Raw genomic sequence first — 14,405 nt, forward strand, 5'->3', positions numbered from 1 at the left:
GAGTGGAACTGGCTGAGCCGAAGCGATCCTCCGACGCAGTGTCACGGTGTTCGCAGTCGAAGCGCTTCGATGTTGCTGCGAGGTTAAGTGAACACCCTGGGGTGCACAAGGGTCGTTCCCAACATTCCTCGCGGGTGTGCGGGGCGACCTGTTCGCATGCGCTGCTTGAAAAGCAGTCGGGTCCCCTTGACACCCACCCCGCCGTCGAATGAGCATCGAAGCGCTTCGAAAGCGCCCTCCGCTCCATCGCAAAGGGATCCCCACGTGACCGCACACACGCCGCCCACGCCGCCTTTCCGCGATCCGCAGCTGCCGTTCGCGAAGCGCATCGACGATCTGCTGTCCCGGCTGACGCCCGAGGAGAAGGTCTCCTTCCTGCACCAGTTCGTGCCCGCCGTCGAGCGCCTGGGCATCGCCGCGTTCCGCACCGGCCAGGAGGCGCTGCACGGCGTCGCGTGGATGGGCCCGGCGACGGTGTTCCCGCAGGCCGTGGGTCTGGGCGCGACCTGGAACACCGACCTCGTGCGCCGGGTCGGCGAGGCCGTGTCCAAGGAGGTCCGGGCGATGCGCGCCCGCGACGAACGGGTGGGCCTCAACGTCTGGTCCCCCACCGTCAACCTGCTGCGCCACCCCCTGTGGGGCCGTAACGAGGAGGGCTACTCCGAGGACCCGAAGCTCACCTCGGCCATCGCCACCGCCTACACGCGGGGGCTGCGCGGCGACCATCCCACGTACTGGCGCACGGCTCCGGTCCTCAAGCACTGGCTGGCCCACAACAACGAGACGGGCCGGGACGTCACCTCGTCCTCGGTCCGCCCGCGCGTGCTGCACGAGTACGATCTGCGCGCCTTCCGCGCATGCGTCGAGGCGGGCGCGGTGGCCGGGGCGATGCCGGCGTACAACCTGGTCAACGGCCGTCCCAACCATGTCTCGCCGTATCTGCGCGAGCACCTGCGCACCTGGACGCAGGAGGAGCTGCTGGTCTGCTCGGACGCGGGCGCGCCCTCCAACCTGGTGGACTCCGAGCACTACTTCGACACCCACGAGGAGGCGACGGCGGCCGCGCTCGTCGCCGGTGTGGACAGCTTCACCGACCACGGCACGGACAGCTCGAAGATCGTCGCCCGGATCGAGGGGGCACTGGAACAGGGTCTGCTCACCCGGGCCGACATCGACGCGGCGGTCCGCCGCCAGCTCTCGGTCCGCTTCCGGCTCGGTGAGTTCGACCCGCTCCACGACCCGCACGCGGATGCCGGCGAGTTCGACAGCCCGGCCCATCGCGCCCTCGCCCGGGAGGCCGCCGAGCAGGCGATCGTGCTGCTGCGCAACGACGGTGTGCTGCCGCTGGCCGCCGACACCCGGATCGCGGTGGTCGGCCTGCTCGCCGACGAGTGCAAGCTCGACTGGTACAGCGGCACTCTGCTGCACCGCTCGACGCCGCTGGAGGGCCTGTACGAGCGGTTCGGGGCCGAGCGCGTGGAGTTCGCGGAGGGTGTGGACCGGGTCCTGCTGAGGACCTCCGCGGGAACCTTCCTGAAGGTCCCCACCGCCCCCGGGGCCTTCGACGGGGTACGCGGCGCCGAGGGCGCCCTCGACCCGGCGCTGCTCGCGGGCCGCACCGATCTGCCGCCACTGACGACGGACGCGACCGGCACGGAGCTCGCGCTCGTCGACTGGGGCGAGGGGGTGCTGACGCTGCGCGCCCCCGACGGCCGCTACCTCTCCGTCGCCGAGGACGGCTTCCTGCGCGCCTCCGCCGACCAGCCCGGCGGCTGGATCGTCCAGGAGACGTTCCGCCTGGAGCCGCACGCGGACGCCGACGGGAACACCCACGGCGACGGTCACCTCCTGCGGCACCTGGGCACGGGTCGCCCTGTCTGTGTCGCCGCCGACGGCGTCCGGGTTGCCGGTCCCGGCGAGGAGACTTCCGAGGCCCTCGGGATCGTCCTCGTCGAGTCCGGCGCGGACGCGGTGACCCGGGTCGCGGCCGGGGCCGACGTGGTCGTGGTCGTGGCGGGCAACGACCCGCACATCCACGGCCGGGAGACCGAGGACCGCACCACGCTGCGGCTGCCCGACCACCAGGCGCGGCTGCTGGCGGCCGCCCGGGCGGCGAACGCGCGTACGGTGCTGACCCTGGTGTCGGCGTATCCGTACGCGATCGAGCCGGGCGGTCCGGACGCGGTGCTGTGGACGGCGCACGGCGGCCAGGCGGCCGGCACCGCCCTCGCGCGCGTGCTGGCCGGTGACGTCTCCCCGGCCGGACGACTCCCCCAGACCTGGTACGCCGACGACGCCGATCTGCCCGGCCTCCTCGACTACGACGTCATCGGCGCCCGTCAGACCTACCTCTACTTCGAGGGCGCCGCGCTGTTCCCCTTCGGACACGGCCTGTCGTACGCGTCGTTCTCCTACGCGGACCTGGCGGCACGGGTCGAGGACGGCAGGGCGCGGGTCTCCTGCACGGTCACCAACACCGGGGACCTGACGGCCGACGAGGTCCCGCAGCTCTACGTCCGTGCCGTGGACCCCTCGGTCGTCCGGCCCCGGCGCGAGCTGCTCGACCACCGCCGCGTCACGCTCGCCCCGGGCGCCCGGGCGGAACTCTCCTTCGAGGTCCCGCTGTCCGCCCTCGGCTTCTGGGACGTGGCGCAGGGCCGGTGGCGGGTGGAGTCAGGCCCGTACGAGTTCCTGGTCGGCGCGTCCAGCGCGGACGTCCGGCTGCACACGACCGTCACGCTCGAGGGTGAACCGTCCCTCCCGCGGCCGGTCCGCCGACGCGGCCTGGAGGCCGCCGACTTCGACGAGCAGAGCGGCGCCGAGATCGTCGACCGTACGAAGGTGTCGGGCGACGCGGTGACGCCGATGGCGGGCGGGGCGGCCGAACTGGTCTACCGCGCCTGCGACTTCGGCACGCAGAACGGCACGACGGGCGTGACGGTGACAGCGGCGGGCCAGGGCACGGTGGAGCTGTCGCTCGACGGCGGCCCTGTCCTGGCCACACTGACGGTCGCCGCGGCGGGGCCCTACGACCACGTCACCGCCGACGCGGCCCTCGTCGCCGAGGGCATCCGCGATCTGCGCATCGGACTGCGCGGCCCACTGCGGCTGGCGCATGTCGGCTTCTCCGGTTGAGGGGCCGGAGGAAGCCGGCACGAAGAGGGGGTCCGGCACCGGAAGGCATCGGTGCCGGACCCCTTCGGGGACGGCGATCGAGCGCCGGATCCCAGGTTAGATGAAAATGGTTCCCATTTACTGGAGCGCGGGGCCCGGCCCGCCCTGCCGCACGGGTCCCGCCCTAGAGCGCGAGGCCCGTCAGGACCAGCACGCGCTCGTACGTGTAGTCCTCCATCGCGAACCGCACGCCCTCGCGGCCCACTCCGGACTGCTTGGCCCCGCCGTACGGCATCTGGTCGGCACGGTAGGAGGGCACGTCGCCGATGATGACACCGCCGACCTCCAGCGCGCGGTGGGCGCGGAAGGCGGCCTGGAGGTCGTGCGTGAACACGCCCGCCTGGAGGCCGTACTTGGAGGAGTTGACGGCGGCGAAGGCCTCGGCCTCGCCGTCCGTCTTCGTCACGGTGAGGACCGGTCCGAAGACCTCCTCGCAGGCCAGGGTGGTGTCGGCCGGTACGTCGGTGAGGACCGTCGGCGCGTAGGAGGCGCCGTCGCGCTTGCCGCCCGCGAGCAGGGACGCGCCCGCCGCGACGGCCTCGTCCACCCACGTCTCGACGCGCTTGGCCGCGTCCTCGCTGACCAGCGGGCCGACGTCGGTACGGTCGTCGGCCGGGTCGCCGGTGACCTGGGCCTCGACGGCGGCCACGATGCGCGGCAGCAGCCGGTCGTAGACGGAGGCGTCCGCGATCACCCGCTGCACGGAGATGCAGGACTGGCCGCCCTGGTAGTTGGAGAAGGTCGCGATGCGGGTCGCGGCCCATTCGAGGTCCGCGTCGCTCGCGAAGTCGCCGAGGACGACGGCCGCGCCGTTGCCCCCCAGCTCCAGGGTGCAGTGCTTGCGCGGCACCGAGTCCATGATCGCGTAGCCGACCTTCTCGGAACCGGTGAAGGAGATGACCGGCAGCCGCTCGTCCTGCACGAGGGCGGGCATGCGGTCGTTGGAGACCGGCAGGATGCTCCAGGAGCCGGCCGGCAGCTCGGTCTCGGCGAGCAGGTCACCGATGATCAGGCCGGACAGCGGGGTCGCGGGCGCCGGCTTGAGGATGATCGGCGCGCCGGCCGCGATCGCCGGGGCGACCTTGTGGGCGCACAGGTTCAGCGGGAAGTTGAACGGCGCGATGCCCAGCACGACACCCTTCGGGAAGCGCCGGGTGAGGGCGAGACGCCCCTGGCCGCCCGCGTCGGTGTCGAGGCGCTGGGCCTCGCCCCCGTTGAACCGGCGGGCCTCCTCGGCGGCGAACCGGAACACGGAGACGGCCCGGCCGACCTCCCCGCGCGCCCACTTGATCGGCTTGCCGTTCTCCGCGGAGATCAGCCGGGCGATCTCCTCGGTGCGCTCGGCGAGCCGCTTGCTGACGTGGTCGAGGGCGGCGGCGCGCACATGGGCCGGGGTGGCGGCGAACTCGTCCCGCACGGCGTACGCGGCGGCCACGGCCTCCTCGACCTGCGCGTCCGTCGGCACGCTGACCGCGGCGACGAGCCGGCCGTCCCACGGGGAGGTGACGTCGAAGCTGTCCTCGCCGGTGGCCTGGCGGCCGGCGAGCCAGAAGGCGTGGGTGGCCCCCACGTTCTTTTCCTGCGGCATTGCGAGTCCCGGCCCTTCCGCTCAGGGGGTGTCCTGTGGTTTTCGTGCTCCACCGTAGGGCGGCGAAGCGGAAGGGTCGCTTGTCCGACTCGTACGGGTGGACGGCTCAGGCGCGCCGGATTGGCGCGGTCGGCCCCGCACCTTCCTCAGGAAGAGCCACAGCGCGCCGAGCAGCACCGTGCACAGGCACCAGCTGGCCACGACGTCCAGCGGCCAGTGGTAGCCCCGCCGGACCAGCCCGAAGGAGACGGCGAGGACGAGGAGAACGCCCGTGGCAACGGCCAGGCGTCGGGCGAACGCCGTGAGGAGCCACGGCAGCAGGATCAGCACCGCCGAGCCGTAGGCGACGGCCGCCGTCGCCGTGTGCCCGGAGGGGAAGTAGCCGGTGGCCGGCGGAACCGCGGGCGTACCGGACCGCTCGGTCCACTCTTTCAGGGGTACGACGATGAGCGGCACCACCGCCAGCAGGACCTGCGCGGCGATGGACGGCACCCACCACCGCTCCGCGTCGGCAGCCCGCGCCCTGCGGACCACGTACACCGCCACCACCATCAGCGCGGGCACCGCGATCTGGACGTTCCCCAGGTCGGACAGCAGCTCCGAGACCCGGTCCGGGTGGACGAGTGCGCGGCTGAGGCGCTCGTCCGCGCGCAGGAGGGGGCCGTCGACGGCGACCTGCCAGGTGATCAGGGCGAAGAGGAGGGCGGGCAGACCGAGCAGGACTGCGCACCAGGCCGCGGTCCCCCGCGTGGCGGGAGGGTCCTCGGTCGGCGGGCGGAGGGGGGACGACATGGAGCCCAGCTTGTCAGGAGCGGCCGGCCCGACGAACCGGGACGAAAATAGGACCCCGGATCGAGTCCGGGGTCCGCTTTTCGTGGTCAGCGCCCGAGAAGGAGGTCGGCCACCCCGGAACAGGGGGCGTGGTTCCGGGGTGGCCGTCCGGACCGGAAACCGGCCGCCCCGGGGGGTTTGGGGCGGGCGGCCGTCCGATCGGTGTGGAGATCCGAAGCCGGAAACTCCGGTTGTGTGCGCGAGGGCACGACCAGGTCGAAGCTGGGGAGGCCCCGGCCCGGTGTCCGTCCACAGTCCCCTGTGGACGGGGTGTATCTCTCATCTGGTGAGAACTTACGGCAGTGACCGGCGGTAAGACAGGCCGTATCCCGTCCCGCCATCCTCCTCGCACACGTTCTTCACACGCTGTGCGGCCGAGGGGAATCAGCTGTGCGGGCTCCGCGCTCAGATGCGCGCGAAAGCCTGCTCGATGATGTCGAGGCCCTCGTTCAGCAGGTCCTCGCCGATGACCAGCGGCGGCAGGAAGCGCAGCACGTTGCCGTAGGTGCCACAGGTCAGGACCAGCAGGCCCTCCTGGTGGCAGGCCTTGGCGAGCGCGGCGGTCGCCCCGGGGTTCGGCTTCTTCGTCGTACGGTCCTCGACCAGCTCGATCGCGATCATGGCGCCCCGTCCGCGGATGTCGCCGATGACCTCGAACTTCTCGGCCATGGCGGTGAGGCGGCCCTTCATGACGGCCTCGATGTGCTTCGCCCGGGCGTTGAGGTCGAGCTCCTTCATCGTCTCGATCGCGCCGAGCGCACCGGCGCAGGCCACCGGGTTGCCGCCGTAGGTGCCGCCCAGACCGCCCGCGTGCGCGGCGTCCATGATCTCGGCGCGGCCGGTCACGGCGGCGAGCGGCAGGCCGCCCGCGATGCCCTTGGCCGTCGTGATCAGGTCCGGGACGATGCCCTCGTCCTCGCAGGCGAACCACTGACCGGTGCGGCAGAAGCCCGACTGGATCTCGTCCGCGACGAAGACGATGCCGTTGTCGGACGCGAACTCGCGGATGGCCGGGAGGAAGCCCTTGGCGGGCTCGATGAAGCCGCCCTCACCGAGCACCGGCTCGATGATGATCGCGGCCACGTTGTCCGCGCCGACCTGCTTGGTGATCTCGTCGATCGCCTGCGCGGCGGCCTCGGGGCCGGCGTTCTCGGCGCCGGTCGGCCAGCGGTAGCCGTAGGCGACCGGGACGCGGTAGACCTCGGGCGCGAACGGGCCGAAGCCGTGCTTGTACGGCATGTTCTTCGCGGTCAGCGCCATGGTGAGGTTCGTACGGCCGTGGTAGCCGTGGTCGAAGACGACGACCGCCTGCCGCTTCGTGTAGGAGCGGGCGATCTTGACGGCGTTCTCGACCGCCTCGGCGCCGCTGTTGAACAGCGCGGACTTCTTGGCGTGGTCGCCCGGGGTGAGCTCGGCGAGGGCCTCGGCGACCTCCACGTAGCCCTCGTAGGGGGTGACCATGAAACAGGTGTGGGTGAAGTCGGCGAGCTGGGCGGTGGCCCGGCGCACGACGGCCTCGGCGGACGCGCCGACGGACGTCACGGCGATGCCGGAGCCGAAGTCGATCAGGCGGTTGCCGTCGACGTCCTCGATGATGCCGCCGCCCGCGCGCGTGGTGAAGACGGGGAGCACCGAACCCACGCCGGCCGCGACCGCGGCGGTGCGGCGGGCCTGAAGTTCCTGCGACTTCGGGCCGGGGATGGCGGTGACGATGCGGCGCTCCTGCGGAAGGGCGGTCATGAGGGGCTCCTGGGGTTTTGCGGACGCTTTCCTTCTGTTCTCGCAGGCTAGGACGGCGAGTGGGGGGTGGGCATGCTCCATGTGGGCGGTGTCGGCGGGTCGGCTTGTCCGTCATGGACAGTGCCCTCGGACGGTGATCGTCACAGGCCCGGCCGCGTAAGCGGTGAACTCCCCTTGCGGGCGCGTTAGATTGACTCGCTGGTGGTGGACGGAACGGCTGGTCAGGGGGCAGGGGCGATGGACAGCGACGGGACGCAGGACGCGCGGGGTACGCATGCGAATCCTGTGCCGCGCCCGGCGGGGCCGCCGCGGCCGCCCTCGACGCCGCCGCGGCCGGACCGGGCGCCGGGCGTGCCGCCCGCCGCCGCGCCCGCACCGCGGGCCTCGTCCGGCGTCGCCGAATGGCTCGACGAGGAGCGGCCCACGGCGCGGACAGGCATCTGGCGCTTCGGGTACCGGCCGCCGAAGGCCGCGCGGGCCACGGAGCGGCTCGCGCCGGTGACGGTCGTCGGCATGCTGGTCCCGCTGGTGATCGCACTCGTGCTGTGGTCGCTGTGGCGCCGGGGCGGCCTGCCGTACCAGTTCACCCTGCTGCGACTGTTCACCCCGGGCGACTGGTGGTGGGGCGGCACGATCGCGTCCCCGAAGTCCAACGAGGGCGCCGAGGCGCGGGTGGTCTACGACGGCGTGTTCTTCGCCGTCCTCCTCTACGCCATGGGCCGGCTGGGCAGCTGGCCGCACGCGGTGCGGCACTTCGTCGGCCGCCGGCCGCAGCCCGGGCGGGCCCTTCTCGCCCTGCTGCTCGCCCTCGCCGCCCTGAGCTTCGTGTTCCCCGGGGCCTTCGGGGTCGGCTGGGACGCCCTGCCCGTCGTCGACCCGCTGTTCTCGCTCATCGTGCTGATCTCCGGCAGCTACGAGCTGTTCGCCTCCCCCCTGTTCACGAACGCGCTGTACGCGGCCATCACGCTGCTGGTGGTGTGGCCCTTCGCCCGGCTCGGCGGCTGGTCGCCGTACGTGAAGGAACGACTCGCCGCCCGCCGGGCCGGCCCCGGACAGGCCGTGCCGGCGGCCGAGCGGCCCCGCACCCAGTGGCCCGAGCTGCGGGACGCGGGGCAGTACGAGGCTGCCGAGCTGCTGACGGCCGAGGTCGTCGCCGACCGTATGAACGACGTCGACTGTGTGCGGGTACGGCGGGCGTGGACGGCCGGGCTCCCGGACTTCCGGGACACCGTGCTGCGGCACGGCGGAGCGGCCTGGGCGCACCCCTCCGGCGCCCGCGACCTGCCCCGGCGCAGCGCGCGCCACGACCTGCTCACCGGTCAGGTGCGGGTGGGCCGCTGGGTGGCAGCCGAACGCACGGACGGCTATCACGACGCGGGCGCCGCGCTCGGCCCGGACGTGCTGGGCACCTCGCTGCTGGCGGTCGGGCCGTCCGGGTCTGGCAAGACCAGGACCCTGATCGAGCCGCTGACCGAGGCGCTGGCCCTCCAGGCGCTCACGGGGGCGTGCGCCGTCGTCGCGGTGTCCTCGCCCGGCGGCGGACCGCTCGGCTCGGACTCCGCGTTCGACGTGATCGTCCGGATGGGCGACCCGTCGTCCGTGCACGACCTGGACCCGTACGCGGAGTCCGACGATCCCGACGAGGCGGCCGCGATCCTCGCCGAGGCGCTGGTCGGCGACCTCGACACGGTGAGCGCCCAGAGCGCGACCACGGCGCTCGCCCAGCTGCTGGGCCCCTACCGGACCGTCCACGGATGCTTCCCCACCCTTCCCGAGCTGCGCGAACTCCTGGAGGGCGAGCCGGCCGCGCTGTCGGCGCTCCGGGAGGCCCTCGCCGGTGACGAGGTGATGCGGCGCGAGCTGGAGGCCCGCGTCCGGCAGACCGGGACGCCCGGCGACGCGGGGCGGGCCCTCGCGGACCGGCTGTCGCTGCTGAACCGCCCGGTGTTCGCGGAGTTCTTCGGCGGCGGCAGCAACGCGCACCGGGCGTTCTCGCTGCGCGCCGTCGCCCACCATCCGCTGCGGGTCCGCGTCGACCTGCCCGAGCGGGGTCACGAGGAGGCCGCCCGGCTGATCACCCGGCTGGTCCTGGCCCAGTTCCAGACCGTCGTACGGGAACGGCGCGACCACTTCGCCTGTCTGGTCCTGGACGACGCGACGGGCGCGGTGACCGAGGGGTCGGTGCGCCGGCTCCAGCGGCTGCGCTCGCAGAACGCGGGCGTGGTGCTGGCCCTGCGCACGGTCGGCGACGTCCCGGAGGCGCTGCACGGGCCGCTGTACGGTGCCGTCGGCTGCCGGATGGCGTTCTCCGGCGTCACCACCTGGGACGGGAGCAGGTTCGCGCAGACCTGGGGCACCGAGTGGGTGGAGACGACGGAGGTCGCCAAGCACACCGTCTTCGCCGACCAGCCGATGACCCGCGCCATCCACGCGCTGCGCAAGCTGGTGACCGGCAGGGCGGTGACCACGGACGCGGTGACCGTCCGCCAGGTCGAGCGGGAGCGCTGGTCGGCGTCCCGGCTGGCGCACGAGGTGCCGCCCGGCCACGCGGTGCTGTCCCTGACGACCGTGCGGGGCGAGCACGCGCCCCCGCTGATGGTCGACCTGCGGAGCTGAGCACGCGCCCGGGTTCGGTGGTCCACGAGGCTGAGGGCGTGCGGGGTTGCCGCCCGGCGGGGCTGAGAGGGTGCGGGGTGCGGCCCGGCAGGGCTGAGGACGCGTCCAGGGCACCCGGTGGCCTGCGGAGCCCAGGGGCCGTCCGGGTCCGGGGTCCGGCGAACCTGAGCACGCGTCCGGAGTCCGGTGATCCGCGGAGCCGAGGACGCGTCCAAGGGCCGGTGGCCTGACGAGCCCAGAGCCCGTCCGAGGTCCGGGGTCCGGGGTCCGGGGTCCGGCGAGCCTGAGCACGCGTCCGGAGTCCGGTGATCCGCGGAGCCGGGGGCGCGTCCAGGGGCCGGTGACCTGCCGAGCCGAGCACGCGTCCGGAGTCCGGTGGTCCTTCGCGCCCTGGGCTCGTCCGGGGTCCGGTGGTCCGTCGGGCCGAAGGCGCGTCGGCCGGCCGTACAGTGAGGCAGAATCGGGTGAGGCCGTTCATACACGGCGGCCAAAAGATCACACCGCCCGTCACGCCGATCACCGCCGATCGCTCCCCCGACCTGAGGGCCCATGCCTCCCACGCTCGCCTCGCTCGTCCATCACTCCGCGCTGAAGCTGACCGTGCGGGCGGGCGAGGGCCGTCTGGACGTGCCGGTGCGCTGGGCCCACGTCAGCGAACTCGCGGACCCCGTGCCGTACATGGAGGGCGGGGAGCTGCTGCTGGTCACCGCGCTCAAGCTGGACGCGGAGGACCCGGAGGCGATGCGGCGCTATGTGCGGCGGCTGGCCAAGGCCGGGGTTGTCGGGCTGGGCTTCGCCGTCGGCGTGAACTACGAGGAGATCCCGAAGGCGCTCGTGGACGCGGCCGAGGAGGAGGGCCTGCCGCTGCTGGAGGTGCCCCGCCGCACCCCCTTCCTCGCGATCAGCAAGGCGGTGTCGGCGGCGATCGCCGCCGACCAGTACCGGGCGGTGACGGCCGGGTTCGCGGCCCAGCGCGAGCTGACGAAGCAAGCGCTGACGGACGGCCCGCAGGGACTCCTCCGCGCGCTCGCCGCGCAGGTCGACGGGTGGGCGGCCCTGTACGACGCCTCGGGCGCCGTCGTGGCGGCCGCGCCGGAGTGGGCGGGCCGGCGGGCGGCGCGGCTCACGGCGGAGGTGGAGCGGCTGCGCGAACGGCCGGCCCCGGCCTCGGCGGTGGTCGGCGGCGGTGGCGGAGCGGGACCGGAACAGTCCGCATCCGACGACCGGGTCGAGCTGCACTCGCTGGGCACGGGCCGGCGTCCGCGCGCGGCGCTCGCGGTCGGCACGGCCTCGGCGCCCGGCACCGCCGAGCGCTACGCCGTGCACTCGGCCATCGCCCTGCTCACCCTCACCACGGAACGCTCCCGCCCCCTGTACGCGGCGCAGCAGCGGATCGGGGCGGCGGTGCTGCGCATGTTGCTGGCGGGCGAACCGGACCATGCGCGGGCCGTCGCCGGGGACCTGTACGGCGGTCTGCTCGACGCCCCGTTCCGGGTGATCGTCGCCGACTCGGCGCCGGCCGCGGCGGCGCGCTCACACGCGGAGGGGACCGGGCACGCGCGCGTGCCCGTGGCCGACACAAGGCAGCAGGCCGCCGTGGCCGGGGCCGGGGCCGAGGACCCTTTCGGCGGTCTCACCGAGGTCGTCGAGTCGGCGGCGGCCCGGGCGGGGGAGGCCGCGCTGGTGGTGCCCGACGGCGAGCGGCTGGTGGCGCTGGTGACCGACGGTGGCGCCGCCGTGGCGGCGTGCGCGAAGTACGCGGCGGGGCTGGAGGGAGCGCGGGCCGCCGGGACCGCCGGGCACGGTCCCGGCGGCCCCGGTGAAGAGGAGGGACTTGTCGTGGGTCTGTCCGCGCCGGCCGGTCCGATCGCGGCCGCGGCGGCGTACAAGCAGGCCGAGCAGGCGCTGTCGGTGGCGCGGCGCCGGGGCCGGGTCCTCGTGGAGCACGAGCAGCTCGCGGCGGGCTCCGTGCTTCCCCTTCTCGCGGACGACGCGGTGAAGGCGTTCGCGGACGGCCTGCTGCGTGCTCTGCACGAACACGACGCGACCGGCCGCGGCGACCTGGTCGCCTCCCTGCGGGCCTGGCTCTCCCGCCATGGCCAGTGGGACGCGGCGGCGGCCGACCTGGGCGTCCACCGCCACACTCTGCGCTACCGGATGCGCCGGGTGGAGGAGATCATCGGCCGCTCCCTCGACGACCCGGACGTCCGGATGGAGCTGTGGCTGGCGCTGAAGGCCACGTCTGCGGAGTAGGTCGCGGCGGACGACGGAGCAGGCGTCGGCGAGACGGGGAAGGGCCGTCGCCGTGGGCGTCCGCGTCGGCCGCGCGGGCGGCCGACGTGAAAGGGATCTCTCGTGCCTGCGGTCCGGGGCCGGGGTGGCTGCCCGTCCCGGCCCGGTCGGGGCCGGGGAAACACGACGGAGGCCTCCGGCCGGTCAGCCGTCCGTTCCGCTGGCCGGTCCCGCCGCCGCCTCGTGCATGGCCAGCTCGAGGAGCGAGGGGTCGGTCAGGGTTCCGGAGCCGTCCGGCTGCACCAGCCAGCGGACCCCCCGGGTGGAGCGGCCCGGGTACGGCACGACGATCCAGGTGCCGGTCCCGGCGGTGCGGATACCGGTGCCCAGCCAGCGGGCGGCCGTGCCGGGCGGCACGAAGAAGCCCATGCGGTCGTCCCCGAAGTCGACCAGCACGGGGCCCGGCCGGCCGAGGATCCGGGTGAGTACGTCGAGGGTGGGATAGCCGAGCTCACTCGGCAGGGTGAGCACGTCCCAGGCCCTGCCCGCGGGCAGCAGCGCCACGCCCAGGGGGTTGCGCTCCCACTCCCAGCGGCACGCCTCGGGATCCGGTGCGACGGCTGCCAGCCAGTCGACAGCCGTCTTCGCCCCAGCCATGAGAAGACCTCCCTTTCACGTGGACGCGCGGTCGCGTCCACGAGGGAGAGGGGGATTCACGGCGGGCATTACGCGGGTCGGGGCAACCCGTTGGAGTGAACCGGATCAGCCCGCACCGGACCGGTCAGCTGTCGAAGCCCAGCCCGAGCCTGTCCATCGCCTTCAGCCACAGGTTGCGCCGCCCGCCGTGCGCGTCGGCGCGGGCCAGCGACCACTTGGTGAGGGCGATGCCTGTCCAGGCGAAGGGCTCGGGCGGGAACGGCAGCGGCTTCTTGCGGACCATCTCCAGCGACGTCCGCTCGGTGCTCTCCCCGGCCAGCAGGTCCAGCATCACCTCGGCCCCGAAGCGGGTGGCCCCGACGCCCAGGCCGGTGTACCCGGCCGCGTACGCCACCTTCCCCTGGTGCGCCGTGCCGAAGAAAGCCGAGAAGCGCGAGCACGTGTCGATCGCCCCGCCCCACGCGTGGGTGAAGCGCACGCCCTCCAGCTGCGGAAAGCAGCCGAAGAAATGGCCGGCGAGCTTGGCGTACGTCTGCGGCCGGTCGTCGTACTCGGCGCGCACCCGGCCCCCGTAGGGGTAGACCGCGTCGTAGCCGCCCCACAGGATCCGGTTGTCGGCGGACAGCCGGAAGTAGTGGAACTGGTTGGCCGAGTCCCCGAGGCCCTGCCGGTTCTTCCACCCGATCGAGTCGAGCTGCCCGTCGGTCAGCGGCTCGGTCATCAGCGCGTAGTCGTAGACCGGGACGGTGTACGCCCGCACCCGCCTGACCAGGTTCGGGAAGATGTTGGTGCCGAGCGCGACCTGCCGGGCCCGCACCTGCCCGTAGGGGGTGCCCACGGCCATTCCGGCGCCGTAGGGCTTGAGGGTCAGGGCGGGGGTGTGCTCGTGGACGCGGACGCCCAGCCGCAGGCACGCCTGCTTCAGGCCCCAGGCGAGCTTGGCGGGGTGGAGCATGGCCACGCCCCGGCGGTCGTACAGACCCGCCTGGAAGGTGGGCGAGGCGACCTGCTCGCGCACTGCGTCGGCGTCGAGGAACTCGATGCCGTCGGCGAGGCCCTTGCCCTCGAGCTCCTCGTACCAGTCGCGCAGTTCCCACGCCTGGTACGTCTCGGTGGCGACGTCGATCTCGCCGGTGCGCTCGAAGTCGCAGTCGATGCCGTACCGGGCGATCGCCGCCTCGATCTCGTCGAGGTTGCGCGCGCCCAGCTCCTCCAGCTTGTGGATCTCCTCCGGCCAGCGGGCCAGCCCGTTGGGCAGGCCGTGGGTGAGGGAGGCCGCGCAGAAGCCCCCGTTGCGGCCCGAGGCGGCCCAGCCCACCTCACGGCCCTCCAGCAGCAGCACGTCCCGCTGCGGCTCGCGCTCCTTGGCGACGAGCGCGGTCCACAGTCCGCTGTAACCGCCGCCGACGACGAGCAGATCGCAGGTCTCGGGGCCGGTGAGCGCCGGCTCGGGGTGGGGCTTGCCGGGATCTTCCAGCCAGTACGGGACCGGCTGTGCGTCGGAAAGAGAAGTGATCCACCGGTTCATGGCGCCAGGGGCCATGATTCCAACTCCCTACAGGGCTTT

8 protein-coding genes are annotated in these 14,405 nt (G+C 73.5%); 3 read left to right on the top strand and 5 right to left on the bottom strand.

The features are described 5' to 3' along the window. Window positions 1–264 precede the first annotated feature (264 nt). Window positions 265–3,135 (top strand): glycoside hydrolase family 3 C-terminal domain-containing protein, encoded by a 2,871-nt coding sequence (locus OHS71_RS12350; protein ID WP_328479440.1) that lies wholly within the window; start codon window positions 265–267, stop codon window positions 3,133–3,135. 163 nt (window positions 3,136–3,298) lie between these two features. Here the strand turns inward: OHS71_RS12350 and OHS71_RS12355 are convergent, their stop codons facing one another. From OHS71_RS12355 to gabT, 3 genes are all read right to left on the bottom strand, one after another. Then, window positions 3,299–4,744 carry an aldehyde dehydrogenase family protein gene (locus OHS71_RS12355; RefSeq protein ID WP_328479441.1) on the bottom strand — a complete coding sequence of 482 codons (1,446 nt, stop codon included), beginning with the start codon at window positions 4,742–4,744 and terminating at the stop codon, window positions 3,299–3,301. 39 nt (window positions 4,745–4,783) lie between these two features. Next, window positions 4,784–5,554 carry a phosphatase PAP2 family protein gene (locus OHS71_RS12360; RefSeq protein ID WP_328479442.1) on the bottom strand — a complete coding sequence of 257 codons (771 nt, stop codon included), beginning with the start codon at window positions 5,552–5,554 and terminating at the stop codon, window positions 4,784–4,786. Window positions 5,555–5,998: 444 nt separating this feature from the next. Further along, on the bottom strand, window positions 5,999–7,333 hold the full coding sequence (gene gabT, locus OHS71_RS12370; RefSeq protein ID WP_328479443.1) for a 4-aminobutyrate--2-oxoglutarate transaminase: 1,335 nt from the start codon (window positions 7,331–7,333) through the stop codon (window positions 5,999–6,001). A 237-nt stretch (window positions 7,334–7,570) separates the two neighbouring features. Between gabT and OHS71_RS12375 the strand changes: the two genes are divergently transcribed. Then, a complete protein-coding gene (locus OHS71_RS12375; protein ID WP_328479444.1) occupies window positions 7,571–9,949 on the top strand; it encodes an ATP/GTP-binding protein in 2,379 nt (792 codons plus the stop codon). A 549-nt stretch (window positions 9,950–10,498) separates the two neighbouring features. Beyond that, complete coding sequence (locus OHS71_RS12380; RefSeq protein ID WP_328479445.1) at window positions 10,499–12,202, top strand: PucR family transcriptional regulator; 1,704 nt, start codon at window positions 10,499–10,501, stop codon at window positions 12,200–12,202. Between the two features lie 183 nt (window positions 12,203–12,385). Here the strand turns inward: OHS71_RS12380 and OHS71_RS12385 are convergent, their stop codons facing one another. Together OHS71_RS12385 and OHS71_RS12390 are read right to left on the bottom strand one after the other, a co-directional pair. Continuing rightward, window positions 12,386–12,838 (bottom strand): hypothetical protein, encoded by a 453-nt coding sequence (locus tag OHS71_RS12385; protein ID WP_328479446.1) that lies wholly within the window; start codon window positions 12,836–12,838, stop codon window positions 12,386–12,388. Between the two features lie 124 nt (window positions 12,839–12,962). After that, window positions 12,963–14,381: an NAD(P)/FAD-dependent oxidoreductase gene (locus OHS71_RS12390; RefSeq protein ID WP_328479447.1), complete on the bottom strand. Its 1,419-nt coding sequence runs from the start codon at window positions 14,379–14,381 to the stop codon at window positions 12,963–12,965. Between the last annotated feature and the right edge of the window lie 24 nt (window positions 14,382–14,405).

Origin of the sequence: Streptomyces sp. NBC_00377 (genome assembly GCF_036075115.1) — a bacterium.
In the GTDB taxonomy this organism is placed as follows: Bacteria; Actinomycetota; Actinomycetes; order Streptomycetales; family Streptomycetaceae; genus Streptomyces.

Excerpts from the sequence above, each read along its gene's own strand:
- OHS71_RS12360 (WP_328479442.1), bottom strand. The coding sequence starts at position 5,554 with ATGTCGTCCCCCCTCCGCCCGCCGACCGAGGACCCTCCCGCCACGCGG.
- OHS71_RS12380 (WP_328479445.1), top strand. The coding sequence starts at position 10,499 with ATGCCTCCCACGCTCGCCTCGCTCGTCCATCACTCCGCGCTGAAGCTG.
- OHS71_RS12390 (WP_328479447.1), bottom strand. The coding sequence starts at position 14,381 with ATGGCCCCTGGCGCCATGAACCGGTGGATCACTTCTCTTTCCGACGCA.
- gabT (WP_328479443.1), bottom strand. The coding sequence starts at position 7,333 with ATGACCGCCCTTCCGCAGGAGCGCCGCATCGTCACCGCCATCCCCGGC.
- OHS71_RS12375 (WP_328479444.1), top strand. The coding sequence starts at position 7,571 with ATGGACAGCGACGGGACGCAGGACGCGCGGGGTACGCATGCGAATCCT.
- OHS71_RS12385 (WP_328479446.1), bottom strand. The coding sequence starts at position 12,838 with ATGGCTGGGGCGAAGACGGCTGTCGACTGGCTGGCAGCCGTCGCACCG.